The 25,040-nt window shown below is 74.2% G+C and carries 23 protein-coding genes; 12 read left to right on the top strand and 11 right to left on the bottom strand.

Annotated features, from left to right (window positions below):
• Window positions 1-2 precede the first annotated feature (2 nt).
• Entirely contained in the window at window positions 3-671 is a 669-nt protein-coding gene (locus ACFWNV_RS21565) for a class I SAM-dependent methyltransferase (protein WP_383949353.1), read from the bottom strand.
• Window positions 668-2,563, bottom strand: a complete 1,896-nt coding sequence (locus tag ACFWNV_RS21560) for an ATP-binding cassette domain-containing protein (protein ID WP_383949426.1) — start codon at window positions 2,561-2,563, stop codon at window positions 668-670. Before ACFWNV_RS21560 ends, ACFWNV_RS21565 begins: the two co-directional genes overlap by 4 nt.
• Window positions 2,564-2,950: 387 nt before the next feature.
• Here ACFWNV_RS21560 and ACFWNV_RS21555 point away from each other — a divergent pair, with 387 nt between their 5' ends.
• Window positions 2,951-4,441 carry an exonuclease domain-containing protein gene (locus ACFWNV_RS21555; RefSeq protein ID WP_383949350.1) on the top strand — a complete coding sequence of 497 codons (1,491 nt, stop codon included), beginning with the start codon at window positions 2,951-2,953 and terminating at the stop codon, window positions 4,439-4,441.
• Here ACFWNV_RS21555 and ACFWNV_RS21550 read toward each other — a convergent pair.
• Together ACFWNV_RS21550 and ACFWNV_RS21545 are read right to left on the bottom strand one after the other, a co-directional pair.
• Window positions 4,438-5,544: an NUDIX domain-containing protein gene (locus ACFWNV_RS21550; RefSeq protein ID WP_383949347.1), complete on the bottom strand. Its 1,107-nt coding sequence runs from the start codon at window positions 5,542-5,544 to the stop codon at window positions 4,438-4,440. The two genes, ACFWNV_RS21555 and ACFWNV_RS21550, sit on opposite strands and share 4 nt — an antisense overlap.
• A 191-nt stretch (window positions 5,545-5,735) precedes the next feature.
• Window positions 5,736-6,371 (bottom strand): LysE/ArgO family amino acid transporter, encoded by a 636-nt coding sequence (locus tag ACFWNV_RS21545; RefSeq protein WP_383949344.1) that lies wholly within the window; start codon window positions 6,369-6,371, stop codon window positions 5,736-5,738.
• Window positions 6,372-6,441: 70 nt separating this feature from the next.
• Here ACFWNV_RS21545 and ACFWNV_RS21540 point away from each other — a divergent pair, with 70 nt between their 5' ends.
• From ACFWNV_RS21540 to corA, 3 genes are all read left to right on the top strand, one after another.
• On the top strand, window positions 6,442-7,338 hold the full coding sequence (locus tag ACFWNV_RS21540) for a LysR family transcriptional regulator ArgP (protein WP_383949341.1): 897 nt from the start codon (window positions 6,442-6,444) through the stop codon (window positions 7,336-7,338).
• A 121-nt stretch (window positions 7,339-7,459) separates the two neighbouring features.
• Window positions 7,460-7,852: a molybdopterin-binding protein gene (locus ACFWNV_RS21535; protein WP_383949339.1), complete on the top strand. Its 393-nt coding sequence runs from the start codon at window positions 7,460-7,462 to the stop codon at window positions 7,850-7,852.
• A gap of 77 nt (window positions 7,853-7,929) precedes the next feature.
• Complete coding sequence (gene corA, locus ACFWNV_RS21530; RefSeq protein ID WP_383949423.1) at window positions 7,930-9,018, top strand: magnesium/cobalt transporter CorA; 1,089 nt, start codon at window positions 7,930-7,932, stop codon at window positions 9,016-9,018.
• A gap of 66 nt (window positions 9,019-9,084) precedes the next feature.
• Here the strand turns inward: corA and ACFWNV_RS21525 are convergent, their stop codons facing one another.
• Window positions 9,085-10,071: a class I SAM-dependent methyltransferase gene (locus ACFWNV_RS21525; RefSeq protein WP_383949336.1), complete on the bottom strand. Its 987-nt coding sequence runs from the start codon at window positions 10,069-10,071 to the stop codon at window positions 9,085-9,087.
• A 271-nt stretch (window positions 10,072-10,342) separates the two neighbouring features.
• Here ACFWNV_RS21525 and ACFWNV_RS21520 point away from each other — a divergent pair, with 271 nt between their 5' ends.
• Window positions 10,343-11,188: a chitosanase gene (locus ACFWNV_RS21520; RefSeq protein WP_383949333.1), complete on the top strand. Its 846-nt coding sequence runs from the start codon at window positions 10,343-10,345 to the stop codon at window positions 11,186-11,188.
• Here ACFWNV_RS21520 and ACFWNV_RS21515 read toward each other — a convergent pair.
• Complete coding sequence (locus ACFWNV_RS21515) at window positions 11,161-12,588, bottom strand: glycosyltransferase 87 family protein (RefSeq protein WP_383949330.1); 1,428 nt, start codon at window positions 12,586-12,588, stop codon at window positions 11,161-11,163. The genes ACFWNV_RS21520 and ACFWNV_RS21515 overlap by 28 nt on opposite strands.
• Before the next feature lie 114 nt (window positions 12,589-12,702).
• Here ACFWNV_RS21515 and ACFWNV_RS21510 point away from each other — a divergent pair, with 114 nt between their 5' ends.
• Window positions 12,703-13,938, top strand: coding sequence for a molybdopterin-dependent oxidoreductase (locus ACFWNV_RS21510; protein WP_383949328.1), 1,236 nt, complete (start codon window positions 12,703-12,705; stop codon window positions 13,936-13,938).
• Window positions 13,935-14,351, top strand: a complete 417-nt coding sequence (locus tag ACFWNV_RS21505) for a hypothetical protein (RefSeq protein WP_383949325.1) — start codon at window positions 13,935-13,937, stop codon at window positions 14,349-14,351. Before ACFWNV_RS21510 ends, ACFWNV_RS21505 begins: the two co-directional genes overlap by 4 nt.
• Here the strand turns inward: ACFWNV_RS21505 and ACFWNV_RS21500 are convergent.
• Window positions 14,348-15,220 carry a GyrI-like domain-containing protein gene (locus tag ACFWNV_RS21500; protein WP_383949322.1) on the bottom strand — a complete coding sequence of 291 codons (873 nt, stop codon included), beginning with the start codon at window positions 15,218-15,220 and terminating at the stop codon, window positions 14,348-14,350. The two genes, ACFWNV_RS21505 and ACFWNV_RS21500, sit on opposite strands and share 4 nt — an antisense overlap.
• 86 nt (window positions 15,221-15,306) lie before the next feature.
• On the opposite strand from ACFWNV_RS21500, the gene ACFWNV_RS21495 reads away from it, so the two are divergent.
• On the top strand, window positions 15,307-16,422 hold the full coding sequence (locus ACFWNV_RS21495) for a serine hydrolase domain-containing protein (RefSeq protein WP_383949319.1): 1,116 nt from the start codon (window positions 15,307-15,309) through the stop codon (window positions 16,420-16,422).
• Window positions 16,423-16,461: 39 nt separating this feature from the next.
• Here ACFWNV_RS21495 and ACFWNV_RS21490 read toward each other — a convergent pair whose 3' ends face one another.
• Genes ACFWNV_RS21490 through ACFWNV_RS21480 form a run of 3 tightly spaced genes read right to left on the bottom strand, consistent with a single transcriptional unit; the run spans window position 16,462 to window position 18,547 of the window.
• Window positions 16,462-17,166, bottom strand: coding sequence for a class I SAM-dependent methyltransferase (locus ACFWNV_RS21490; protein ID WP_383949316.1), 705 nt, complete (start codon window positions 17,164-17,166; stop codon window positions 16,462-16,464).
• Window positions 17,163-17,798: a DUF2064 domain-containing protein gene (locus ACFWNV_RS21485; RefSeq protein WP_383949314.1), complete on the bottom strand. Its 636-nt coding sequence runs from the start codon at window positions 17,796-17,798 to the stop codon at window positions 17,163-17,165. The genes ACFWNV_RS21490 and ACFWNV_RS21485 overlap by 4 nt, the downstream gene beginning before the upstream one ends.
• Window positions 17,795-18,547: a glycosyltransferase family 2 protein gene (locus ACFWNV_RS21480; RefSeq protein WP_383949311.1), complete on the bottom strand. Its 753-nt coding sequence runs from the start codon at window positions 18,545-18,547 to the stop codon at window positions 17,795-17,797. The genes ACFWNV_RS21485 and ACFWNV_RS21480 overlap by 4 nt, the downstream gene beginning before the upstream one ends.
• Before the next feature lie 124 nt (window positions 18,548-18,671).
• Here ACFWNV_RS21480 and ACFWNV_RS21475 point away from each other — a divergent pair, with 124 nt between their 5' ends.
• A complete protein-coding gene (locus ACFWNV_RS21475) occupies window positions 18,672-19,496 on the top strand; it encodes a response regulator (RefSeq protein WP_383949308.1) in 825 nt (274 codons plus the stop codon).
• Complete coding sequence (locus ACFWNV_RS21470) at window positions 19,493-20,653, top strand: sensor histidine kinase (RefSeq protein ID WP_383949306.1); 1,161 nt, start codon at window positions 19,493-19,495, stop codon at window positions 20,651-20,653. Before ACFWNV_RS21475 ends, ACFWNV_RS21470 begins: the two co-directional genes overlap by 4 nt.
• Before the next feature lie 169 nt (window positions 20,654-20,822).
• On the opposite strand, the gene ACFWNV_RS21465 is transcribed toward ACFWNV_RS21470, so the two are convergent.
• Window positions 20,823-21,848 (bottom strand): NAD-dependent epimerase/dehydratase family protein, encoded by a 1,026-nt coding sequence (locus tag ACFWNV_RS21465; protein ID WP_383949303.1) that lies wholly within the window; start codon window positions 21,846-21,848, stop codon window positions 20,823-20,825.
• A 272-nt stretch (window positions 21,849-22,120) separates the two neighbouring features.
• On the opposite strand from ACFWNV_RS21465, the gene ACFWNV_RS21460 reads away from it, so the two are divergent.
• Both ACFWNV_RS21460 and ACFWNV_RS21455 read left to right on the top strand, forming a co-directional pair.
• Window positions 22,121-22,474, top strand: coding sequence for a DUF805 domain-containing protein (locus tag ACFWNV_RS21460; RefSeq protein ID WP_383949300.1), 354 nt, complete (start codon window positions 22,121-22,123; stop codon window positions 22,472-22,474).
• A gap of 224 nt (window positions 22,475-22,698) precedes the next feature.
• The gene (locus tag ACFWNV_RS21455) at window positions 22,699-24,918 is read left to right on the top strand and encodes an NADP-dependent isocitrate dehydrogenase (protein ID WP_383949297.1); all 2,220 of its coding nucleotides are present in this window, start codon (window positions 22,699-22,701) and stop codon (window positions 24,916-24,918) included.
• The last annotated feature ends 122 nt before the right edge of the window (window positions 24,919-25,040 follow it).

The following is a 25,040-nucleotide window of genomic DNA, read 5'->3' as shown; positions in this document are numbered from 1 at the left end:
CGTTACTTCGCATCGGCCCCATCGCCCCCATCGCGCCCGGGGCCCCCGGCGGCCTTCCGGCCTCGGAGCAGGAGGACCGTGGAGCCGCCCGCCTCCCTGCGGATCGTGTGCTCCCAGCCCTCGGCGAGCCGGGAGATCTCCCCCTCGTCCAGGCTGATGCCGCGCAGACCGTCGGGCTGCCGGGCGGCATGAGGGGTGATCACGCACAGCGTCCCGCCGGGGGCGAGCAGGGCGGCGAGTTCCGCGACGGTCCGGGCGCGGTCGGGGAGGTGGGCCAGCGTCCGGCGGATGGTGATCAGGTCGTACGGTCCGCCGGTGCGGGCCGCGAGCGCCGTGAGTTCCCCGGCGGTGACGTCGAGGCAGTGGTAGGTGATCCCGGCCGTCGGGGTGGCGGCCGCGCGGTCGAGGGCGGCCTCGGCGAAGTCCACCGCGTCGACCCGGTAGCCGAGACCGGCGAGGAGGCGGGCCAGCTGCCCGGTCCCGCAGGCCACCTCCAGGGCCCGGGCGCCCCCTGAGCCTTCCGGTAGGGCCAGGTGCTCGTGGAGGACGGCCTCCTCCGTGCCGGACAGGGGACGGAAGTCCCGTCCGGCGGCGTAGTGCTCGTGCCAGTCCCGTGCGGTCGGAGCGGGCCTCACGGGTGTCCTGCCCTGTTCGTCGGCGGTACGGCTCATGAGGGGTCTCCGGTCTTCGTCCCGGACGTGGTGCCGGGCGGGTGGGCGCGCTGGGAGGGGAGGGATTCCGCGAACGCGGAGGCCTGCACCAGGTAGGCGTTGCGGAACTCGCCCGTGGCGCCCGTCGCGCCCGTGGCACCGTCCGGGTCCATGAGCTCGGTGAAGGTGCCCGACTCGGCGACCTGACCGCCCTTGAGGACGTGGATGACGTCGGCGTGGCGTACGGAGTGCAGCCGGTGGGTGATCAGGACCACCGTCTGCCCGGTCGCCGCGAGGCTCCGCAGACGGTCGAAGAACCGCTGCTCGGCGACCGCGTCCAGGGCGCTGGTGGGCTCGTCCACCACCATGATCTGGCCGTGCCGGTACCAGGCCCGGGCGATGCCGACCTTCTGCCACTCGCCCCCGGAGGCCTGTCGGCCGCGCTTGTAGCCGCGCGCGAGGAGGGTGTCGAGGCCGTGGGGCAGACCGGCGAGGAACTCGTCGGCGCCCGAGAAGGCCGCCGCGGCCCCGACCGCCCCGTCGTCGATGGGGCGGTCGGGGCGGCCGATCCCCACGTTGACGCGGAAGGTGAAGGGCCACTGGTAGAAGGACTGGGACATGAGCGCGACCCGGGCGAAGATCTGCCGCCGGTCGGCCCGGGCGGCATCGACGTGGTCCCACCAGATCGTGCCCCCGCCCTCGTCGGGCAGGTACAGGCCGGCCAGGAGCTTGATCAGGGTGGACTTCCCCGAGCCGTTCTCCCCGACGATCGCGATGACCTTGCCGATGGGGAAGGACAGGGAGACCTCGCGCAGGGTCGGTTCGGGAGTCTCACCGGCGCTCGCCGGATAGGTGAAGGTCACCTTCTCGAAGCGGACCTCCCGCAGCTCCTCCGGCAGCGCCTCGCCCGTGGCGGGAATCGCCCGGTCCACGGCCTCCGCGCAGAGCCGTTCGTAGTCGGCTACGTGCAAGGACTCCTGGTGCAGATCGGCCGTCTGCAGCACGAGGCTGTCCAGGCTCGACGCGCCGGTACGGATCGCCAGGACGGCCGTACCGGCGACCGCGAGGTCCATCGCCCCGCTCCACAACAGCAGTCCGAGCGCCCCATAGGTGAGGAGCGTCGCCAGGCCGCCGGCGCCGTCGGCCAGCAGGCCGATCCGGGCGGCATTGCGGGCCAGGCGGGTCTGCTCGCGCTCGCTGGTCTCCGCCATGCCGCGGAAATGGCCGAGCAGGAACGGTCCGATCCCGTGCACCCGGACCTCGGCCGCCGCCTCCTGCTGGGTCAGCAGCTGCCCCAGCAGGTGTCCGGCACGGGCGTGCTGGACGAAGGTGTGGAAGGAGACGTAGCGCTGTTTGGAGATCGTGAGCGAACTCCACGCACTGGGCAGCGTCATCATGACCAGGAGCGGCAGGAGCCCGACGTGCAGCACGGTGAGCACGCCCGCCGCGGCGATCAGCGAGATCAGGGAGTTCAGCGTGTTCGTGCAGTACCGGATCATGCGGCGCGCGGAGTCCGCACCGTACCGGGCGGCATCGAGCAGGCGGTGGAACTCGTCGTCCTCGATCGCGGACAGCTCCACCTGGTGGACCAGCCCGAGGTAGCGCTCGGTCGCCACCCGCTGGACCTTCGGTTCCAGGGTGCCGGTCGACGCGGTCGAAGCGGAGCGCAGCAGCGACCCGAGCAGTGCGGTGACCGCGACCGCCGCGAGGGCGGGCACGGCCCGGGCCAGGCGCTCGTTGGTCGATCCGGTGGACAGGATGTGGCCCAGGACGCCGTTGACCGCGATCAGGCCGACGGCCTGGGTGATGCCGCGGCCGAGCTCGGCGCCGAGGACCACCCGGAGCGCGCGGGCGTCGGCGAGGTGCGCGAGGCGCACGCCCATGGCGACCATGCGCGGCAGTTCCTTGGCCATGGTCCACAGCCCGAGCTTCAGCCAGGCCCCTTCGTGGCGTTCCCAGCCGATGTCGTAGGCGAGCTCGCCGCCGAACAGCAGCCGTTCCGAGTCCGAGACGTCGGGTGAGACCTCCAATGGGACCTCCGGTGGGACCTCCGGTGAGACCCCCGGTGAGACCCCCGGTGGGACGTCCTCGTCCGGTCGGTCCTTGTCGTCGGTCGTTTCCCCCATGGCCGTGGCCCCCCTCGACGGATCCGGTTCACCGGGGTCAACGACGGCGGCCGCACCGTCGAAGGCACGTATTTGAGTCGAGGTGGAGTCGAGGCGGAATGGCCGAAACGCCGGGGGGCTTTGGTCCACGACGGTGGGACCTTCGGCGGACATTTCGGCACCAACGGTAATGGGATGGTAGGGGAGTTCGCCAGCGTGGTGAACCCACAGCGCCGGATGGCACCGGAGAACCAGGAGTACCACGGCATCGGCAACGCGGAAGCGGCGCGCGCCCCCCGCTTCGAGGAACTGGCCGGCACCCTGATCCGGATCATGCACGGGGCGGTCGTGGTGGCCCACCATCTGGACTTCGAAGCGAAGTTCCTGGCCGCCGAGTTCCGCCGCGCGGGCATCGAGCCGCCGCAAGCGGCCGGCCTGTGCACGCTCAAGGAGTACCGGGCCCACACGGAGATGATCGGCTACAAGCTCAGCGGGATCGTGAAGAGCCTCTCGGGCTCGTGGCCCCTGTCCTCGCACGCGGCCCTGGAGGACGCCCGGCAGACCGCCCGCATCCTGACGACCCTGATCGGCACGGCTCCCGTCCCCCTCACCCTGACCGCCGGCCCGGCCGCCGGACCCGGCGCCGGAGCGCAGCCGCAGGCGGGACCGGATGCCGTACGGGTCCGTCCGCGCGTCTGCGGGCTGCGCAAGGGCGAGGCCGGCTGGCTGGCCCACCTGCACCGGGCCCTTCCGATGCGGGCGCGCACGACCCCCGACCCGGCCGGGGCCGCCGCGTACTCCGCCGCCCTGGCCGAGATCGCGGCCACCGGCCGGGTGCTCGGGCGGGACGCGGAGGCGCTCGCCGACCTCGCCTCGGCCGCGGGCCACGGCCGGGAGAGCCTGCGCGCCGCGCACGTGGAGGTCTGGGAGGCCCGCCGGGCCGCGGCGGGGGAGCGGCCGCCGGCCCGGGAACTCCGCGCGCTGGCCGTACTCGCCGGGCTCCTGGCCGTTCCGGAACTCGCCGAGCGGCTGCCCGCGACCGGTACGGAGCTGAAGGGCGTACGCATTGTGCCCCTGGGGGCGGACCCGCAGACGCTGGCCGTGGCCGAACTCGCCGAACGGCACGGTGCGGTGCTGGGCGTGCGTCCCTCCAAGACCACCCGGATGGTGATCCTCCCGGCGGGAGCGGCCGCCCCGCCCTCCTTGCGGCACACGGACATCCCCGTCCTGGCACCCGCCGAGGCCGAGGCCGCGCTCCGCGACCTGATCGGCCGCCACGCGGCCCCGCCCGCAGCGACCCGGCCGCGCCTGCCCGCCACCACCTCCCTGGTGATTCCGGGCGCCGACGTCGCGGACGTGTGGCGCCGGGGCCGGGGCCGGGGCCAGGGCCGGGTCCCGGCCGCCCGGCAGGCGGAGCCCCGCGCGGCCCGGCACGTCGAGGCCCGCACGGCCCCGCCGCAGCCCAGCCCCCGCACCGCCCCGCCGCAGCCCGACCCCCGGCCGTGGGGGCAGCAGCCCACGGAGCGGGAGCGGGCCCGGGAAGCCCTGGCCCGGAAGGCGGCGGTCATGCTGGCCCGGGGGTTCGCCAAGCGCGAGGTGGCGAAGTCCCTGCGCGCGGAAGGGCTCGGCTACTTCGCCCGGGCGGGCGTCCTGGCGCGTGCCCGGAAGCTCGCCGCCGAGCTCTAGGCGGTCTCTTCCACCGGCCGGCCGGCGTGCAGTTCGATGGGGCCGCCCGGCGTGGTGCGGGCCGCGAGGCAGGCCTCGATCTGGCGGCGGAGTGCCGGTTTGGCGAATCGGCGCAGTTCGGCCGGGGGGACCGCGCGCCAGGCGAGGAGTTCCGTACCGGGCAGGCGGATACGGGCCAGGGTGGCGGCGTCGAGGGTGCCGCCGTCGTAGAGGAAGCGGACCCGGGCCGGATAGCCGGACCGGTGGGACCAGTTGACGGCGAGGAGCGGGCCCGGGGCGAGGTCGAGGCCGAGCTCTTCGAGGACCTCCCGGCGGGCCGCGGCGCGCGGGATCTCGCCGAGGTCGCTGTCGATGCCGCCGCCGGGCAGGTTCCAGTGGTCCGGGTCGCCGTACGCGGGCCGCACCAGCAGGACCCCGCCCGCGGAGTCGGTGAACAGCACGCTCGCCGCGGTCAGGGCCTTGGGGCGGGCGGCGCGGTGGCCCGCGGTGTCGTAGGCGCCCAGGTGTTCCAGTTCCGCCCGGCGCACGGGGTCGAAGCCGGCCGGGGAGCCGGGCTGCGGTACCCCGTCGACGAGGTGTGCGAAGGAGCCCGCGTGCAGGGCGGCCAGGCCGGCGCGCAGTCGGGATCCCCTCCGGGTTTCCAGGGCCGCGTAGGCCTCCTCGGGGGTGAGCCAGCGGGCCTCGGTGATCTCCCCGTCCGGGAACGAGAGCGCGGAGGCCTCCTCGGGCGTGAGCGGGCCGACGAGGTGGACGTGCACGACGAGGGAGCGGCCGAGGGGCCCCGGCGGGCGGGAGTCCACGGCGAGCAGCCGCCCGACCGGCACGCTCAGGTCCAGCTCCTCCTTCAGTTCCCGGGCCAGCCCCTCCTCCGGGGTCTCGGTGTCCTCCACGCCCCCGCCCGGGAGCTCCGGCTCCGCCTTGTACGAGGTGGTCAGGACGAGGACCCGCCCGCGCTGGTCCAGCACGATCCCGGTGGCGGCGACCAGGGGCGAGGGCTGGGCGGCGTAGTAGGCCCGGACCGAATCGGTGTACGGGGACGCGGAGGGCGGCGGGGGCGCCATCGGGTGGGGCGTCGGGTGGGGGGTCGGGGGCTGATCCGGCACGGAGGCTCCTGGAGGTGCGGGGCAAGGCGGTACGAGTGGGCGTACGAGGCTGCGGGCACGGTGATCCGTACCCACTCGGGACGTGTCCATGGGGTGGACCTCGGGAGGCGGTGTGGGAGGCGGAGGCCGCCGCGACCCTCGACCGGGCCTTCGGGGAGGCCTTCGGCGGGCGGGCTTCGCGGGAGCGGGGTTCAGGCCCGGGCCAGCAGCAGACCACCCATCGTGACCATGGTCGCGGCGACGAGCCCGTCCAGTGCCCGCCAGGCGGCGGGCCGGCCGAGCGGGCCGCTGAGCAGCCGGGCCCCGTAGCCGAGCGCGCCGAACCAGACGAGGCTCGCCAGGACGGCCCCCGCGCCGAAGGCCCAGCGCAGGTCGCCGCGGCCGGCGGCGACGGATCCGAGCAGCAGCACGGTGTCGAGGTACACGTGCGGGTTGAGCCAGGTCATGGCCAGGCAGGTCAGTACGGCGCGCCGGGTGGCGGCGGAGCCGGCGGCCCGGCCGGTGGCGTCCGCGGTGAGGGCGGCGCCCGGGTCGGGGCGCAGCACCCGGCGGGCGGCCAGGGCCCCGTAGCCGATCAGGAAGGTGCCGCCGACGAGTCCGACGAGGGTGAGGGCGGGCGGCCAGGCGGTGACGAACGCGCCGACGCCGGCCACGCCGAGGGCGATCAGGGCCGCGTCCGAGAGGGCGCAGATGGCGACTACGGCGAGGACCGACTGGCGGCGCACGCCCTGGCGCAGGACGAAGGCGTTCTGGGCGCCGATGGCGACGATGAGGGAAAGCCCGGTGCCGAAGCCCGCGAGGGCCGCCGGGATGATGCCGTGTGTCATGTCTTCGACGGTAGGCAGCGGCGCGGCGCGGAGTACAGCTAAAGATTCTTACCTACCATTAGCCGCTGTGATGGATGAGCTGCCTGTGGACCAGGTGCGGACCCTCCTCTCGGTGATCGACGAGGGCACCTTCGACGCGGCGGCCGCCGCCCTGCACGTGACCCCGTCCGCCGTCAGCCAGCGGGTCAAGGCGCTGGAGCAGCGGACCGGGCGGGTGCTGCTGATGCGGACCAAGCCCGTGCGGGCCACCGAGTCGGGGGAGGTCCTGGTCCGCTTCGCGCGGCAGCTCGTCCGGCTGGAGCGCGACGCGCGGGCCGAGCTGGGCATGGCCGAGGGCCTGGGCCCGGTCCGGCTGCCGATCGCGGTCAACGCGGACTCGCTGGCCACCTGGTTCCTGCCCGCGCTGACCGGGGTGCCGCAGGACCCGCCGGTCTGCTTCGAACTGCACCGGGAGGACGAGGGGCACGCGACCGAACTGCTGCGGGACGGGCGCGTGATGGCGGCGGTCACCTCGCAGCCGGTGGCCGTGGCGGGGTGCACGGTGCGCCGGCTGGGGCTCGTGCGGTACCTGCCGGTGGCGAGCCCGGAGTTCGCGGCGCGGCACCTGCGGGACACGGTGGAGCGGGACCTGCGGGTCGCGCCGGTCGTCGTCTTCGACCGGCTGGACCTGCTCCAGGACGAGTTCGTGCGGATGGTGACGCAGGACGCGGCGGCCAGGGCGTCCGCCGTGCGCCATCACGTGCCGACCTCGGAGGGGTTCTGCGACGCGGCGGTCGCCGGGCTGGGCTGGGCGATGCTGCCGATGGTGCAGGCCGGCCCCCTGCTGGAAGCGGGTGAGCTGGTGGTGATCGCGCCGGGACGGACCCTGGACGTCCCGCTGTACTGGCAGCAGTGGAAGCTGGACTCGCCCGCACTGTCGCTGGTCGCCGAAGCGGTCGCGCGGGCGGCCGCGGGGGCGCTCGACTAGGCCGGCCCTTCCGGAGCTTGCCGGGCCCGCACCGCCCGGCACCGTGGGCCCGGCCCGCGGGGTCCGGTGCCGGGCCCCTTGGCCTGCGAGGACCGGTCGGGCGAGGGCTTAGGCTGCGGGCATGGAGTCCTACACGATCGGCCAGGCTGCGCGCATGCTCGGCGTCAGCGTGGACACGGCCCGGCGGTGGGCCGATGCGGAGAGGTTCCCGACGCGTCGGGACGGTACCCGGCGGATGGTCGACGGGCCGGACCTCGCCGCGTTCTGCGTGGAGGTCGCGCAGGAGGGCGGCGACGGCGAGGGGGCCCCGTACACCTCGGCGCGCAACGCCTTCCCCGGCATCGTGACGGGCGTGAAACTGGGCACGGTCGACGCCCAGGTGGAGATCCAGGCCGGACCGCACCGCGTCGTGTCGCTGCTGACCCGGGAGGCCGTGGAGGAACTCGGCCTGGAGGTGGGAGCACGGGCGACGGCACGGGTGAAGTCCACGAGCGTGTTCATCGACCGGGCCTGAGGGCAGGTGGTCGGGGGGCCTGCGTGCCGGTGGCACACTGGCCGCTGATCCGCCGAAGGGGAGTACGTCCGTTGTCCATGCTCAGCAACCTGCGCCGGGCCGTGCGCCGCAGCTACCGGCGGGCCGTCGACCTCAGCCACCCGGCCCGCTCCCCGCTCGGCAGCGCCGTCGTCAACTGCATCGTCTACCGGGACGGCGTCCGCCAGGACAACCACGGCCACGCCGATGTGGGCGAGGCGCTGCGCCGGGTCCGCAAGACGGGCGAGGGCTTCGTCTGGGTCGGACTGCACGAGCCCTCGCAGGAGGAGTTCGCCGGGCTCGCCGAGCTGCTCGGCCTGCACCCGCTCGCCGTCGGGGACGCGGTCCGGGCCCACCAGAGGCCCAAGATCGAGCGCTACGACGAGACCCTCTTCGCCGTGTTCAAGACGGTGCGGTACGTGGAGCACGAGGAACTGACCGCGACCAGCGAGGTGGTGGAGACCGGCGAGCTCATGGCCTTCGCCGGCAGCGACTTCGTCATCACCATCCGGCACGGCGGCCGGGGCACCCTCGGAGCGGTCCGCGAGGAGCTTGAGGCGCTCCCCGAGCTGGTGGCCAAGGGGCCGGTCGCCGTCCTGCACGCCCTGGCCGACCACGTGGTCGACGAGTACGTGGCCGTCACGGACGCGGTGCAGAACGACATAGACGACGTCGAGACCATGGTCTTCAGCGAGCACGGCGGCCGCGGGGACGCGGGCCGGATCTACCAGCTCAAGCGCGAACTGCTGGAACTGCGCAGGGCGGTGGCCCCGCTGAGCCGCCCGCTCCAGCAGCTGAGCACGCAGCCGATACCGGTCATCCCGCCGGAGATGCGCACCTACTTCCGGGACGTCGCCGACCACCTGACCCGTGCCACCGACCAGATCGCCGCGTACGACGCCCTCCTGGACTCGATACTGCAGGCCCATCTCGCGCAGGTGACCGTCGCCCAGAACGAGGACATGCGCAAGATCACGGCGTGGGCGGCCATCATCGCCGTTCCGACGATGGTCTGCGGGGTCTACGGCATGAACTTCGAGCACATGCCCGAACTGCACTGGACCTACGGGTACCCCCTCGTGCTCGGGGTGATGGCCGTCGCGTGCTTCGTCATCCACCGGGGCTTCCGGCGCAACGGCTGGCTCTGACCGGGCCCGGCCGCTACGAGGGGTGACCCTCGCGAGGGAGCCCCCGCCCGGAGCGGCCCCGCCCGGTCAGCGCGTGGCGCGGGTCAGGAAGTGGCCGGGGGCGTCCTCGTACGTGGCCACGTGCCAGCCCGCCGCTTCGAGGGCCGGGCGGAGGTTCGGCTCGGCCAGGGGGTCGTCGGGGCTGACGGCGCGCCCGTGGCGGGCCGCGCGCTCGGCCCGGCCGGAGGGGTGGAAGAGCAGCAGCTCCCCGCCGGGTGCGGTGACGCGGGCCCACTCGCGCAGGGCGGCGGCCTGGTGCGGCAGGTGGTCCACCAGCCCGGCGGCGAAGATGCCGTGGACGGCGCCCGCCGGCAGCGGGAGCCGCCCGCAGTCGGCGAGCAGCAGCCGCGCCGGCCCGCCGTGGCCCGCGCGGGCGGCGGCCGTGAGCATGGCGTGCGTGACGTCGACCCCGATCACGGTGCCTGTGGTCCCGACCAGGGCCCGCAGCGCGGGCAGGGCGCGACCGCTGCCGCAGCCCAGGTCGAGCGCGATCTGCCCGGGGCGCAGCCGCATCCGGGCGACGGCGGCCTCGTACGCCGGGGTCTGGTAGGCGAACCGCTCCTCCCAGGCGGCGGCCCGGGGCGTGAAGAAGGCGCGGGTGGCGGTGGTTTCGGCCCGCCCGGCGACGAGCTCGGCGAAGCGGCGCAGCAGTTCGCAGTCGGCCTCGTCGGGGACGGGCAGCCCCCAGGCGCTGGCGCCCACGCGGAACCCGTGCGGCGCGGAGCCGCCACCGAGCAGCGGGTCGGTGCTGCCGCCTCCGGTGCCGTCCGTGCCCGCCGCCTCCGTGAGCAGCCGGGCTCCCTCGCCCAGGGCGAGTACGGGCACCTCGGCGGCCAGCGCCGGCCCGACGAGGGGGAGGGCGGCGGGCGTGGCGCCGGGGGAGAGGATCAGCGCGTCGATCCCGGCGAGGGTGGCGGGCAGGGGCTCGTCGGCCTCGGGCCGGCACGGGTGGATGCGCAGCCCGGCCGCCTCGATGGCGGCGGTGGGTGCGTCTCCGATGACGAGGACGGCCATCGGCGCCTCCCTTTCGTGCGTGGTGCTCGCGTTCCTGGTGCCGTGCGGCCGATCCGCGCTTGCCCGTGATCTCGCATATGAGCTTCCAGCGGCCGAATTCAGCCGCATCTGCGTAAGCATGCCCCGGGAACCCTCTCATATGCCAGAGGCGTGGAAGGTCGGACCCCGTCCGGCCGGAGTGGGGCGTGCCAGGGCCTTGAGGTGCTGGGACTTCTGGTAGTAAAGTTTCCTAACGAAGTCGCCCGAGCATCAACTCCCTTATGGAGGCACTGTGTTCACCCCCCACCGCAAGCGACTGGCCGTAAGTACCCTGCTCGGCGCCGCCCTTCTCGCCGTGCCCGTCACCGCCCACGCGACCGCCGCCGCCCCCACTGCGGCACCGGTCTCCGCGCAGGTGTCGGCCGCCGCCGTCGGACTCGACGACCCGGTGAAGAAGGACATCGCCATGCAGATCGTCTCCAGCGCCGAGAACTCCTCGCTGAACTGGAAGGCGCAGTACAAGTACATCGAGGACATAGACGACGGCCGCGGCTACACCGCCGGCATCATCGGCTTCTGTTCCGGCACCCACGACATGCTCGAACTCGTCGAGTACTACACGCAGATCAAGCCGGGCAACGTGCTCGCCAAGTACCTGCCCGCCCTGCGCAACGTCGACGGCAGCGATTCGCACGCCGGCCTCGACCCCAACTTCACCAAGGACTGGGTGAAGGCGGCCTCCGACTCCGACTTCAAGAAGGCCCAGGACCACGAGCGCGACCGGGTCTACTTCAACCCGGCCGTGAACCAGGGCAAGGCCGACGGGGTCGGCGTGCTCGGCCAGTTCACCTACTACGACGCCATCGTCATGCACGGCGACGGCAGCGACTCCACCAGCTTCCGCAACATCCGCAAGCGCGCCCTCACCAAGGCCAAGCCCCCGGCCCAGGGCGGCAACGAGACCACCTGGCTCAACGCCTTCCTCGACGCCCGGGTCTGGGCGATGAAGCAGGAGGAGGCGCACAGCGACACCAGCCGCGTCGACACGGCCCAGCGGGTGTGGCTCAAGAAGGGCAACCTCAACCTCAACACCCCCCTGGACTGGAAGGTCTACGGGGACCCGTTCCACATCGGCTGACCGCTCCGCGGAGCACGAGGCGGCGGTCCGGGGCGCACTCCCCTCCCTCCCCGGGCCGCCGCCCGCCGCCGCAGCGCCCACCCCACGAGCACGGCCGCGCCCGCCAGCCCGTACGCCACCGGGATCGTCGCCCCGCCCAGCGCGCGCACCGAGACGTAGGCCGCCGCCCCCGCGGCCGCCACCCCCAGCCACTCGGCGCGGCCGTCCAGCGCCACCAGCGCGATCAGCAGCAGGGCGTACCAGGAGTACCCCGGGGTCATCAGCAGGAACGCCGTGCCCGTCACCAGCAGCGCCGCGCTCCACGGCTGCCGCGGATCCCCGCGCCGCCAGACGTACGCCGTCACCGCCAGCATCCCGGCCGCGACCGCGGGCACCGACCAGGAGTCCGGGAGCACCAGGCGCAGCAGCGCGTAGCGGCCGCCCGCGCCCGGGTCCTCGTACCCCTCCTCCTCGGCGTAGCCGCCCAGGTAGCCGAAGACCGACGCGCGGGAGACCAGCACGTACGGCAGGTACGCCAGGCCCACCACCGCGGCCGCGGGCAGCAGCAGCGCCGCCGCGTCCCGCCACCGCCGTACGCCGGCCAGCGCGCCCGGCAGCAGTACGGCGGGCAGCAGCTTCGCCGCGATCGCCAGCCCGAACAGGGCGCCGCCGAGGGCGCGTCGGCGCACCACCACTCCCAGCGCCGCCACCGACAGCAGGACGGCGAGCACGTCGACGTGCGCGTTGTTCACCGCCTCCACCGCCACCGCCGGACACCAGGCCCAGTAGGCGGCGGTACGCAGCCGCGCGCCCCGGCGGCGCTGGATCAGCAGCAGCGCCCCGGTGACGGCCAGCGCCAGCAGGGCCCCTCCGGTCTGCAGGGCCTTGTGCCGCACACCCGGCGGGGACAAGACGTGGACCAGCCAGAACCACCCCTCCGCGACGGGCGGGTAGATGGTGTGGACGGCGGGCCGGTTGATGCGGGTGCACACCCCCGGCTCGATGCCCACCCGGTCGGGCCCGGCGCAGGCGGCCGCGCCGCGCGGGAACAGCCAGTCGTCGCGCAGGGCGCGCAGCGCCGGATCGGCGGGGGCGTGGTCGTACGGGGAGATCCCGGCGGCCTGCACCCGCCCGTCCCAGGCGTAGCGGAAGGAATCGGTGCTGGTCAGCGGCGGCCCGGCGAGCCCGGCCGCGCAGACGGCCAGCGCACCCGCCAGCACGAGCGGGACCACGTACCGCTCCGGCACCCGCCGCAGCGACCAGGCGGCCGCGCCGAACAGGGTCCAGGCGGCCGCGTACCACCAGGTGAGCCGCGCCGGGTCGGCGAAGTAGCCCTCCTCGCGGACGGCGGGCACGAGCACGGCGGTCAGCGCGGCGAGCAGCAGCACGGTCGGGAGGGTCCGGGCGCGGGGGTGGTCCATACGGGCCAGCCTGGCAGCGCGGGGGGCCGCCGGGCTGGCGACCCGGCCCGGCGTCCGCGTTTCGTAAGGTGTCGGGCCGCCCGCGCGGGGCCCGGCGGCGCTCTCATGGAGGGCATGACTCCGCCCGTACCGCCGACTCCGCCGACCCCACCGGCGCCGCCCCCCGCGCCGCCGACTCCGCCACCGCCGCCGCCTCCCGCGCCGCCGGAACCGGCCTCCCGCTTCCCCTTCCGGCCGCCCTCCTTCGCCGGCCGCCTGCACGACGCCCGGACCGCCACCTCCCTCGGCCGCTGGCTCGGCGCGGCCTTCGCCGTCTGCTTCCTGACCGGCCTGATCAGCCACTACCTCCAGCACCCGCCGGGCTGGGCCGCGGACTCGCTGCCCAGCCGCCCGGTCCGGGGCTACCGGCTCAGCCAGGGCCTGCACATCGCCACCGGGCTCGCGGCGATCGTGCTGCTGCTCGCGAAACTGTGGACCGTGTACCCGAGGCTGTTCGTCCGGCCCCCCGTGCGCGGTGTCCGGCACGGGCTGGAGCGGCTGTCGGTGGCGGTGCTCGTGGCCTCCGCCGTCCTCCAGGTCTTCACCGGACTCCTCAACATCGCCGAGTGGTACCCGTGGCCGTTCGGCTTCATCCAGACCCACTTCGCCCTGGCCTGGGTGGTGACCGGCTCCCTGCTCCTGCACCTCGCCATCAAAGCTCCCGAGATCAGGGCCCATTGGAGCTGCCGGTCGCCCGGAACGCTCCAACTCCCCGCCCGGGACGGCCCGGACCGGCGCTCCCTGATGCTCGGTGTCGGCGCGGCCGTCGGAGCCGTCACCCTCACCACCGTCGGGCAGACCTTCACCCCGCTGAAGCGGCTCGACCTGCTCGCACCCCGGCACCCCGACCACGGACCGCAGGGGCTCCCGGTCAACCGCACCGCCGCGGCGGCCGGCGTCACCGGGCAGGCGGTACGGGACTGGCGGCTGGAGGTACGGGGCCCCACCCCCTACACCCTGACGCTCGATCAACTCCGCACCCTGCCCCGGTCACAGGCGCGGCTCCCGATCGCGTGCGTGGAGGGCTGGAGCGTGGAAGCGCGCTGGAGCGGCGTCCGGATCCGCGACCTGATGGCCCGGGCCGGCGCCCCGGCCGGAGCAGGGCTGCGGGTCACCTCACTGGAAACGGGCGGCGCGTACCGGGTGATGACCATGGGCCGGGACTACGCCGAGGACCCGCTGACCCTGCTCGCGCTGGAACTGAACGGACAGGTCCTGACCGCCGACCACGGCTACCCGGCGCGCGTCATCGCACCGAACCGGCCCGGAGTCCTGCAGACCAAGTGGGTCACCCTGCTGGAGGTGCTGTGAAAGGCCTGCGCCTGCTCCTGGGCGGGGCCGGGCTGCTGCTGATCGCCATCGGCGGCCGGCTGCTGGCGGACCTGCCCGACCCCTTCGACGTCCTGGTGTGGATGGGCGGGGCGCTCGTCCTGTACGACGGGTTCATCGCCCCCCTCGTGCTGGCGGCCGGCCTCGCGGTCGCCGCCGTGCCCGCGCGCGGTCCCGTACGGGGAGCCCTGCTGACGGCGGGCGTGCTCGTACTGGTCACCCTGCCCCTGCTGCTGCGGCCGGGTGCGCCGCCGAACCCGTCGGCCCTGCCGCTGCCGTACGGCCGGAACCTGCTCCTGGTGCTCGCCGCGGTGGCGGTGGCCGCCGCGGCCGTGGTGGCGGGAGGCCGGTGGCGGCGAGCCCGGGCTCGGCAGGATCCGAAGGGGACGGCCTAGCGGCCGCCGCCCCGCTCGACCGGAACCCACAGCTGGGAGCCGGTCTCCGCGCCGATCTCCACCGGGCTCGTGAGCAGCAGCTCGGGGCCCGGCCGGCTCGTGTACGGGTTCGAGGGGAACCACTGGGTGAACACGTCGCGCCACAGGTCCTGGAGGGCGCTCGGATAGGGCCCGTGGTTGTCGAAGACCGCCCAGGTCCCGGCCGGCACGTCGAGGGCGTCGAGCTCCCCGGCGGTCGTTCCGGGGACGGTCACCACGCCGATCCAGTAGTCCGCCTCGACGCCCTCCTCCCGGCGGTCGCTCAGGTAGACCACCGCGGACAGGACACCCGCCGGCTCCAGGCCGGGCAGTGACTTCATCCGCAGGACCGTCCGCTCGTCCAGGCTCTGCACATGGGCGGTGGCGGCCGCGTTGGGCCCCTCGTGCACGAGCGGGACCCGGGCCTTGCGGCCGAGGACCCGGAACGGCTCCTTCTCCACGATCCGGTACCGCATGGTCGTGCTGCCCTCGACGACCACACGGAAGGACATGCGGGGCTGAGCCGTCAGCACCGCGCCCGTGCGCCGGGCTTCGCCCGGCCCGATGCCGTGCACCGACCGGAACGCCCGGGCGAAGGCCTCGCCCGAGCCGTACCCGTACCGCACCGCCACGTCGAGCAGCGTCAGCTCCCCGGCCAGCACCTCGGACCCGGCGAGCGTCATCCGCCGGCGCCGCACGTAGACCGGGAGCGGCATCCCGGCGAGCGCGGAGAACAGCCGGCGGAAGTGGTACTCCGACACCGCGGCGATCCGGGCCACCTCGGCCATGTCGATCTCCTGGTCGAGGCGGGACTCCAGGTGGTCCAACGCCTGGTTCAGCCGCTCCAGCACGCTGTCCGTCCTTCCGCTCCCACCCGACACATCCCGTGCGGGAATTGTCGGGCCGCCGGTCGTGGCGCTGCCCGAGGCTTACGTCCATGAACGACATTAAGGGATATTGCGAACCGCGGTTCGGCGCGGTCCGCGAGGCACTCGCAGGCCTGCTCGCGCGGCAGGACGTGGGCGCCTCGGCGGCCGTCTGGATCGACGGCGAGCCGGTGGCCGACCTCTGGGGCGGGTACGCCGACGCGGACCGTGCCACCGCCTGGGAACACTCCACCCTCGCCTGTGTGAACTCGACGACCAAGAACATGACGGCCCTGTGCGCGCTGATCCTGGCCGACCGGGGCCTGCTCGACCTGGACGCGCCGGTCGCCGCCTACTGGCCCGAGTTCGCCGCGGCCGGCAAGGAGGGCGTACTGGTCCGGCACGTCCTGTCGCACACCGCGGGGCTGCCGGACCTGCCCGGGCTGCGGGCGGTGGAGGAACTGTACGACTGGGAGGGCGTGACGGCCGGGCTGGCCGCCCGGGCGCCCGCCTGGGAACCGGGCACGGCCGCCGGCTATCACGCGCTCACCTTCGGGTTCCTCATCGGCGAACTCGTCCGCCGCGTCACCGGCCTCGGCATCGGCGCGTTCTTCGCGCAGGAGGTGGCCGGGCCGCTGGGCGCGGACTTCCACATCGGGCTCCCCGCGGAACACGACCACCGCCTCGCACCGCTGATCCCGCCGCCGTCCCTGACCGACGAGTACGCCGCGGTCCCGCCGCCCGGCCCGGACGGCGCACCCACGGAGCACACCGGCCTCGCCGTCCGGGTCCGGGACGTCAACGCACCGGCCTGGCGCCGGGCGCAGATCCCCGCGGTGAACGGCTACGGCAACGCCCGCTCCGTGGCCCTGGTCCAGTCGGTCCTGGCGAACCGCGGAACGGCCGGCGGGGTGCGGCTGCTGTCCCCCCGCGGATGCGAGCCCGCCCGGCAGGAGGTGTTCAGCGGCCCGGACCGGGTGCTGGGGACACCGATGTCCTGGACGGCGGGCTTCGGGAAGTTCGGCAACGCCTTCGGCTGGGGCGGCTGGGGCGGCTCGCTCGTCGTGAGCGATCCCGACGCACGGATGACGGTGGCCTACGTGATGAACCGGATGGCCGCCCGGGAACGGCAGCAGGACGACCGCGGCATGGAGATCGTCATGGCCGCGTACGGGGCAGTGGGCTGACCCGGTCCGGTCGGGACCGGAGCGCACCGACGGACCGGGCTACGGCGGGCCGGCCGCCCCGCGGCTCAGCACGGTGAAGGCGCGGCTCGCCGCCGTCCAGTGGCCGGCCGGGGTCCAGCCCGCCGCCGCCGCGTGCCGGGCCAGGGCCGCCGGGCCGACGCGGGCCCAGGGGAACGGGGCGCCGAGGCCGCCGCGGCCGTCGGCCACCCGGACCTCGCAGCGTTCGTCCACGTCGGCCCCGGCCTCCGCCTGCGCGCACTCCACGATCAGCGAGCCGGTCGCCGCGAGCACCTCCGCCGTCCGGCGCAGCAGCGCGGCGGGGTCGCCGCCGATGCCGATGTTCCCGTCGATGAGCAGCGCCGTGTCCCAACGGCCTTCGCCGGGAAGGGTGTCGAAGACCGACCGGTGCAGGGCGGCGGCGCCCGAGCGGGCGGTCCGGGCCACCGCCTCCCGGCTGACGTCGATGCCCAGGGCCCGGTGTCCGCGGGCGGCGAGTGCGCAGACCAGCCGGCCGGGGCCGCAGCCGATGTCGAGGACGGCGCCCCGGCATCGGCCCAGCACCGTCCGGTCGGCGCCGTCCGGAGCCTCGCACCAGCGCTCCACGTCCAGCGGGAGCAGCCACCCGTCGCCCCGCCGCAGGTAGAGCGGCCCCCGGCCGCGGCGCAGGGCCACCGTGTACGGATCGGCCGACCAGGCGGTGACCGGACCACCGGACCGGGCCCCGCCCGAGGTGAGGGTCCTCATCGCAGGACCGGCCGGGTGAGGTGGCGGGTGAGGTCCGCCAGCCGCGCGGCGAAGGCGCCCGCCGGGGCCTCGGCGGCCACCAGGCGGGCGTCCTCGGCGGTGTCGACGTCCCGCAGGACGGGCAGCCGGCCGGTGCGCAGCCCGGCCGCGCGCAGCCGTTCGTACTGGACCGCGCCCGTCTCGGGGACCGACATCGGTACCCCGCGCAGCAGCGCCGGGTCCGGGACGGCCAGTCCGAGCGCCCAGAACCCGCCGTCGACGGCGGGCCCGAACCAGGCACCGTACTGCGACCAGTCGACGTCCAGCAGCTCCGGGGTGACCTGCGGGGTGTCCATGCCGATCAGCAGCGCGGGCCCGCTGCACGCCGCGAACGCGGCGGCGAGCCGCAGGTCCAGGCTCCCGGCGCACTGCGGGACCACCTCGAAGCCGGGCGGCAGCCACGGGCCGGGCCGGCCCTCCAGGACCAGGACCCGGCGCCGCGCGGGTGCCGCGGCCACGGCGGCGAGGGTGTCGGCGAGCGCGGCCTCGGCGAGCGCGGCCGCCTCGGCCGGGGCGAACGGCGGGGTCAGCCGGGTCTTGACCCGGCCCGGGACCGGCTCCTTCGCGATCACCAGCAGGGTGGTGGAGCTCATCGCGCACCACCGCCGGAGGAGGCGCCCGAAGCGGCCCGGACGGCGGTCCGGCCGTCGACTGCCGGGTCGACAGCCGGGCCGTCGGCCGGCTCGGCCAGGACCCGGCTCATGTCGCGCACCGCCTGCCAGGTGCCCCGCCAGGTGCCCGTCACCTTCGATTTCCCCGAGCGCGGCAGGTACGGCACGTCCACCTCCCGGATCCGCCAGCCGGCGTCCGCGGCCCGGACCACCATCTGCAGCGGGTAGCCGGAGCGCCGGTCCGAGAGGTCCAGCGCGAGCAGGTCCTCCCGGCGCGCGGCCCGCATCGGGCCCAGATCGCGCAGCCGCAGGCCGGTCCGGCGGCGCAGCAGCCTGGCCAGCGCCAGGTTCCCGGCCCGGGCGTGCGCGGGCCAGGCGCCGCGGCCCTGCGGGCGGCGACGGCCGAGCACCAGGTCGGCCCCGCCCGCGGCGACGGCCGCCACGAAGCCGGTCAGCAGCCCGGGGTCCAGCGAGGCGTCGCAGTCGCAGAAGCAGACCACGTCCGCCTCGGCGGCGAGCAGCCCGGCGTGGCAGGCGGCGCCGAAACCGCGCCGGGACTCGGTGACCACGGTCGCGCCGAGGGACCGCGCGAGCTCGGCGGAGCCGTCGGTGGAACCGTTGTCCACGACCAGGGCCCGCCAGCCTGCCGGGATGCGGGCGAGGACCCAGGGCAGGGCCCCGGCCTCGTTGAGACAGGGAAGTACGACGTCTACCGTCACGGTTTCGCTCACGGTCTCACCGTAGGAACCGGGGTCCCGCAAAAGGGCCGTGGACTCCTTACGAAACGCGGACGTCGCCCCCTGTGGACGCGTTCGGGGGGCCGGGCCGGCGCCCGCGGGTGGGAGGCTGGACGGTATGAGCGGTGACGGCGTGAGCAGCAGCAGCGGTGACGCGGGCGCAGGCACGAGTACGGGCACGAGTACGGGCACGAGTGCAGGCACGGCCGGTGCGGAACCGGTGCCCGCCCGGATCCTGGTCGTCGACGACGACCCGACGGTGGCGGAGGTCGTCACCGGCTACCTGCGGCGCGCCGGCTACGCGGTGGAGAGCGTCGCGGACGGCCCGGCGGCGCTCGCCCGCGCCGCCGCGTTCCGGCCGGACCTGGTCGTACTGGACCTCATGCTGCCGGGTCTGGACGGGCTGGAGGTGTGCCGCAGGCTCCGTGCGGCCGGCCCGGTGCCCGTGATCATGCTGACCGCCCGGGGCGACGAGGACGACCGGATCGCGGGACTTGAACGGGGCGCCGACGACTACGTCACCAAACCGTTCAGCCCGCGCGAGCTGGTCCTGCGGGTCTCCTCCGTCCTGCGCCGCGCGGCGGCGGCAGGAGCCGCGTCGGCCCCGGGGCAGGGCGGCGCAGCGGCGCCGCGGCTCACGGCAGCCGGGATCACCCTCGATCCGACCACCCACCGCGCCGCGCAGGACGGCCGCGAACTGGCCCTCACCGTACGGGAGTTCGATCTGCTCGCCCATTTCCTGCGGCATCCCGGACAGGCGCACGGGCGGGAGGAGCTGATGCGCGAGGTGTGGGGCTGGGACTTCGGCGACCTGTCGACGGTGACGGTGCACGTACGCCGCCTGCGCGCCAAGGTCGAGGAGGACCCGGGCCGGCCGAAGCTGATCCAGACGGTGTGGGGCGTCGGCTACCGCTTCGAACCGGGAGAGGCGGCCGCGGCGTGAAGGACATACTGCTCATCGCGCTGTTCGCGTTCGGCGGGGCCGTGTGCGCGGGGGCCTTCGGCGCGCTCGTGCTGAGGCTGGTGCGGCACCGGTCGGTGGCGGTGTCCCTGACGGTGATCGCCGCCGTGACGGTCACCGCGATGCTGGCCGGGACGCTCGCCGTGGCCCAGGCGATGTTCCTCTCCCGGCACGACCTCGGGGTGGTCACCCTGGTCGTGGCGATGGCGGCGGTGGTCTCGCTGGCCGTGGCGCTGCTGCTGGGGCGCTGGGTGGTGGCCCGAAGCCGGGAACTCTCCCTGGCCGCACGGGACTTCGGCGACGGCGGCAGTTTCGCGGCGCCGCCCGGCCAGGCGACGGCGGAACTGGCCTCGCTGTCGCGGGAGCTGGCGGCGACCAGCGGGAAGCTGGCGGTGTCCCGGGAACGGGAGCGGGCGCTGGAGACCTCGCGGCGGGAGCTGGTGGCCTGGATCTCGCACGATCTGCGGACCCCGCTGGCGGGTCTGCGGGCGATGTCCGAGGCGCTGGAGGACGGCATGGCGGAGGATCCGGCGCGGTACCACCGGCAGATCCGCACCGAGGTGGACCGGCTGAACTCCATGGTCGGTGACCTCTTCGAACTGTCCCGCATCCACGCGGGGGCGCTGGCGCTGAGCCCGAGCCGGATGTCGGTGTACGACCTGGTCGGCGACGCGCTGTCCGGGGTGCATCCGCTGGCGCGGGAGCGCGGGGTGCGGCTCGACGGCGGAGCGGTGGACCGGGTGCCGGTGGAGGTCGACGGCAAGGAGATGACCCGGGTCCTGGCCAACCTGCTGATCAACGCGATCCGGCACACGCCGGCCGACGGGACCGTGGCGATCGCGGCCTCCGTACGGGCGGATGGGGGAGCGGTGGTCGTCTCCGTGACGGACGGCTGCGGCGGGATCCCCGCGGAGGACCTGCCGCGGGTCTTCGACACGGGCTGGCGGGGCACTCCGGCGCGGACGCCTCCGGCGGGGGTGGCCTCGGCGGGGGTGGCCTCGGTACCGGCGCCTCCGGCGGGGGCCGGGCTGGGGCTGGCGATCGTACGGGGCATCGTGGAGGCGCACGCGGGGCGGGCGGCGGTGCGGAACGTTCCCGGAGGGTGCCGGTTCGAGGTGACCCTGCCGGTGCCGGCCTGAGCCCGGCCGGGGCCGGGGGCGCCGCCCCCGACCCCGCGCCTCAAACGCCGGCGGGGCTGGATTCGGGCCGAGCCCGGTGGGTGGGGTGGGCGCGGCGCCGTTGCAGGGGGCCAGCCCCCGGACCCCCGCGCCTCAAACGCCGGCGGGGCTGGATTTGGCCGGCGCTCGGTCAGGAGGCCGGGCGTTGTGCGGCGTGCGCGAAGGCCGTCATGCCCTCGGTGAAGGTGGTGCGGGGGTGCCAGCCCAGGTCCGTGCGCAGGCGGTGGGAGTCGGCCGTGATGTGGCGGACGTCGCCGAGGCGGAACTCGCCGGTGACCACGGGGGCGGGGCCGCCGTGGGCGGTGGCCAGGGCGGTGGCCATCTCGCCGACCGTGTGCGGGGTTCCGCTGCCGGTGTTGTAGGCGGTGCACACGCCGGGCGGCGTCGAGGCCTCCAGGGCCAGGGCGTTGGCCTCCGCGACGTCCGTGACGTGGACGAAGTCCCGCCGCTGGCCGCCGTCCTCGTACACCTGCGGTGCCTCGCCCCGCGCCAGTGAGGAGCGGAAGAAGGAGGCCACGCCCGCGTACGGGGTGTCGCGCGGCATTCCCGGCCCGTACACGTTGTGGTAGCGCAGCGACACCGCCCGGCCGTCCACGCACCGGGCCCAGGAGGCCGCCAGGTGTTCCTGGGCCAGCTTCGTGGTCGCGTACACGTTGCGCGGATCCGTCGGGGCGTCCTCGGCCACCAGTCCCGGCGCCAGTTCGGAGCCGCAGAGGGGGCAGTGCGGTTCGAAGCGGCCGGCGGTCAGGTCCGCCGCGCGGCGCGGCCCCGGGCGCACGACCCCGTGGCGCGGGCATTCGTACCGGCCCTCCCCGTAGACCACCATCGAGCCGGCCAGGACCAGGTCGCGGACCCCGCCCTCCGCCATCGCGGCCAGCAGCACCGCCGTGCCCAGGTCGTTGTGGGAGACGTACGCCGGGGCGTCCGCGAAGTCCTTGCCGAGACCGACCATCGCGGCCTGGTGGCAAACGGCGTCCACCCCGTCGGCCAGAGCGGCCCGTACGGCCTCGGGATCGCGCACGTCCGCCCGTACGAACTCGCCCTCTTCCGAAGGCGGGACGAGGTCCAGGACGACGGGATCGTGCCCGCGAAGACGCAGAGTGGTAACGATGTGGGAGCCGATGAACCCGGATCCACCGGTGATGAGTACGCGCATGGCGGGGACGCTACGGAATTCCGGGGGTCCGCGGGGTGTCCCACGCCTTGCCGTAAGACTTCCGTCAGCTCATTTCGTCACGCGGGGTGAGTGGTTGGGGGCAGGGGGTCCTAAGTTGCGCCCGGTACCAGTGTGTTTGCGGCGTAGAGCGGCGAAAAGTAACCCTTTTGGTGCCTTGCCAACTGGCTTGACCGCGACGTAAGCGGGGCATAAGTTCTGCCCCGGCTCGCTCCATCGGGGACCGGCCGACACACCGTCTCTTGGGGGGACCCATGCACTACTACACCGACGTTCTGAAGAAGTACGCCGTCTTCTCCGGCCGCGCGCGCCGCCAGGAGTACTGGATGTTCGTGCTCTTCGACATCGCCGCGCTGATCATCGCCGCCATCATCGATGGTGTCCTCGGCACCTCTCCGTGGATCTACCTGCTCTACGCGGTGGCCACCTTCCTTCCGGGTCTGGGCCTCGCCATCCGTCGCCTGCACGACCTCGGCAAGTCCGGCTGGTGGCTGCTCATCGGTCTGGTCCCGCTCGTCGGCGGCATCTGGCTGCTGGTCCTGACCGCCACCGAGGGTCAGCCGAACCCGAACCAGTACGGCCCGAGCCCCAAGGCCGTCCACGCCTGAGCAGGCCGGCAGTCGTAGCACCCGGAGCGCCGCCCCTGGCTGGAAACAGCCGGTGGCGGCGTTCCGCCGTTTCCGGGCGGGTCGGGCCCTCCCGGCCACCGAGAGTGACGCGCGTCTCGCCCGGGCTTGGGTCGGGGGGCTGTCCAGACCGGCCCGATCACGAGATATCTTGATGTCGAGCAATGTTGCAGACGAGAGACGCAGACTGTGGAGCGGAGCATCCGGTGACTGACTCGACCATCATCTACACGCACACTGACGAGGCCCCGGCCCTCGCGACGTATTCCTTCCTGCCTGTGATCCAGGCGTACGCGTCGACGGCCGGTGTGAATGTCGAGACCCGTGACATCTCCCTGGCAGGTCGGATCATCGCCAGCTTCCCCGAGTACCTGGAAGAGGGCCAGCGGATCGCGGACGCCCTCGCCGAGCTCGGCGAACTGGCGAAGACGCCCGAGGCCAACATCATCAAGCTGCCCAACGTCTCGGCGTCGATCCCGCAGCTCAAGGCCGCGGTCGCCGAGCTCCAGGGCCAGGGCTACGCGCTTCCGGACTACCCGGACGACCCGAAGAGCGACGAGGAGCGCGAGAACCGCGCCCGTTACGACAAGATCAAGGGCAGCGCCGTCAACCCGGTCCTGCGCGAGGGCAACTCCGACCGCCGCGCCCCCGCCTCGGTCAAGAACTACGCCAAGGCGCACCCGCACCGCATGGGCGCCTGGACCACCGGGTCGAAGACGAACGTCGCCACCATGGGCGAGAACGACTTCCGCTCCACCGAAAAGTCCGCCGTGATCGCCGAGGCCGGCACGCTGCGCATCGAGCACGTCGACGCCGACGGCGCCGTCACGGTGCTGCGCGACTCCGTACCGGTGCTCGCCGGCGAGGTCGTGGACGCGTCCGTCCTGCACGTCGACGCGCTGCGCACCTTCCTCAACGACCAGATCGAGCGCGCCAAGGCCGAGGACGTCCTGTTCTCCGTGCACCTCAAGGCCACGATGATGAAGGTCTCCGACCCGATCATCTTCGGCCACGTGGTCCGCGCCTTCTTCCCGAAGACCTTCGCCCGCTACGGCGAGACCCTGGCGGCCGCCGGCCTGTCCCCGAACGACGGCCTCGGCACCATCCTGAACGGCCTCGGCGCGCTGCCCGACGCCGACGCGATCAAGGCCTCCTTCGACGCCGAGATCGCCGAGGGCCCGGCCCTCGCGATGGTGGACTCCGACAAGGGCATCACCAACCTGCACGTCCCGTCCGACGTCATCGTCGACGCCTCGATGCCGGCCATGATCCGCACCTCCGGCCACATGTGGGGCCCGGACGGCGCCGAGGCCGACACGCTCGCCGTCCTCCCGGACAGCAGCTACGCCGGTGTCTACCAGGTCGTCATCGACGACTGCCGCACGCACGGCGCGTACGACCCGTCCACGATGGGCTCGGTGCCGAACGTCGGCCTCATGGCCCAGAAGGCCGAGGAGTACGGCAGCCACGACAAGACCTTCGAGCTGGCCGCCGCCGGCACCGTCCGCCTCGTCGACGCCTCGGGCGCCACGGTCATCGAGCAGGAGGTCGCCGCCGGCGACATCTTCCGCGCCTGCCAGACCAAGGACGCGCCGATCCAGGACTGGGTCAAGCTCGCCGTCACCCGCGCCCGCGCCACCGGCGTCCCGGCCGTCTTCTGGCTCGACGAGGGCCGCGCGCACGACGCGCAGCTGATCACCAAGGTCAAGACGTACCTCGCCGACCACGACACCGACGGTCTGACCATCAAGATCCTGTCCCCGGTCGAGGCCACCGCGTACTCCCTGGAGCGCATCCGCCGCGGCGAGGACACCATCTCGGTGACCGGCAACGTGCTGCGCGACTACCTGACCGACCTGTTCCCGATCCTGGAGCTGGGCACCAGCGCCAAGATGCTGTCGGTCGTCCCGCTCATGAACGGCGGCGGCCTCTTCGAGACCGGCGCCGGCGGCTCCGCCCCGAAGCACGTCCAGCAGCTCGTCAAGGAGAACTACCTGCGCTGGGACTCCCTCGGTGAGTTCCTCGCGCTGGCCGTCTCCTTCGAGCACCTCGCCACCACCACCGGCAACGCCCGCGCCCAGGTGCTGGCCGACACCCTGGACCGGGCGACCGGCACCTTCCTCAACGAGGACAAGTCGCCGAGCCGCAAGCTGGGCGGCATCGACAACCGCGGCAGCCACTTCTACCTGGCCCTGTACTGGGCGCAGGAGCTGTCGCGCCAGACCGATGACCCGAAGCTGGCCGCGGCCTTCGACCCGCTGGCCAAGTCGCTGGCCGAGTCCGAGGAGAAGATCGTCGGCGAGCTCATCGCCGTGCAGGGCGCCCCGGTGGAGATCGGCGGCTACTACCAGCCCGACGCCGCCAAGGCCTCGGCGATCATGCGGCCGTCCGCGACGCTGAACGAGGCGCTCGCGCTCCTGGGCTGAGGCCCACCGCTACAGACGGGTCCGCCCCGGTCGGCAGTCGCCGGGGGGGGAGGTCCCGTCCGCCGGGCCGGGGAGTGCCGTTGCACCGGGTGCGGCGAGAAGGCCAGCGGGTCGGGGGCGGC

It is taken from the genome of Streptomyces sp. NPDC058401 (genome assembly GCF_042722885.1).
Classification (GTDB): domain Bacteria; phylum Actinomycetota; class Actinomycetes; order Streptomycetales; family Streptomycetaceae; genus Streptomyces.
The sequence above is the reverse complement of the archived record's forward strand: the minus strand, read 5'-3'. Positions and strand labels throughout refer to the sequence as shown.

What these genes read in the sequence shown, in the direction of transcription:
- ACFWNV_RS21565 (WP_383949353.1), bottom strand. Translation starts at nt 671, where the DNA reads ATGAGCCGTACCGCCGACGAACAGGGCAGGACACCCGTGAGGCCCGCT.
- ACFWNV_RS21560 (WP_383949426.1), bottom strand. Translation starts at nt 2,563, where the DNA reads ATGGCCAAGGAACTGCCGCGCATGGTCGCCATGGGCGTGCGCCTCGCG.
- ACFWNV_RS21555 (WP_383949350.1), top strand. Translation starts at nt 2,951, where the DNA reads ATGGTAGGGGAGTTCGCCAGCGTGGTGAACCCACAGCGCCGGATGGCA.
- ACFWNV_RS21545 (WP_383949344.1), bottom strand. Translation starts at nt 6,371, where the DNA reads ATGACACACGGCATCATCCCGGCGGCCCTCGCGGGCTTCGGCACCGGG.
- ACFWNV_RS21540 (WP_383949341.1), top strand. Translation starts at nt 6,442, where the DNA reads ATGGATGAGCTGCCTGTGGACCAGGTGCGGACCCTCCTCTCGGTGATC.
- ACFWNV_RS21535 (WP_383949339.1), top strand. Translation starts at nt 7,460, where the DNA reads ATGGAGTCCTACACGATCGGCCAGGCTGCGCGCATGCTCGGCGTCAGC.
- corA (WP_383949423.1), top strand. Translation starts at nt 7,930, where the DNA reads ATGCTCAGCAACCTGCGCCGGGCCGTGCGCCGCAGCTACCGGCGGGCC.
- ACFWNV_RS21525 (WP_383949336.1), bottom strand. Translation starts at nt 10,071, where the DNA reads ATGGCCGTCCTCGTCATCGGAGACGCACCCACCGCCGCCATCGAGGCG.
- ACFWNV_RS21515 (WP_383949330.1), bottom strand. Translation starts at nt 12,588, where the DNA reads ATGGACCACCCCCGCGCCCGGACCCTCCCGACCGTGCTGCTGCTCGCC.
- ACFWNV_RS21510 (WP_383949328.1), top strand. Translation starts at nt 12,703, where the DNA reads ATGACTCCGCCCGTACCGCCGACTCCGCCGACCCCACCGGCGCCGCCC.
- ACFWNV_RS21495 (WP_383949319.1), top strand. Translation starts at nt 15,307, where the DNA reads ATGAACGACATTAAGGGATATTGCGAACCGCGGTTCGGCGCGGTCCGC.
- ACFWNV_RS21490 (WP_383949316.1), bottom strand. Translation starts at nt 17,166, where the DNA reads ATGAGGACCCTCACCTCGGGCGGGGCCCGGTCCGGTGGTCCGGTCACC.
- ACFWNV_RS21485 (WP_383949314.1), bottom strand. Translation starts at nt 17,798, where the DNA reads ATGAGCTCCACCACCCTGCTGGTGATCGCGAAGGAGCCGGTCCCGGGC.
- ACFWNV_RS21475 (WP_383949308.1), top strand. Translation starts at nt 18,672, where the DNA reads ATGAGCGGTGACGGCGTGAGCAGCAGCAGCGGTGACGCGGGCGCAGGC.
- ACFWNV_RS21465 (WP_383949303.1), bottom strand. Translation starts at nt 21,848, where the DNA reads ATGCGCGTACTCATCACCGGTGGATCCGGGTTCATCGGCTCCCACATC.
- ACFWNV_RS21460 (WP_383949300.1), top strand. Translation starts at nt 22,121, where the DNA reads ATGCACTACTACACCGACGTTCTGAAGAAGTACGCCGTCTTCTCCGGC.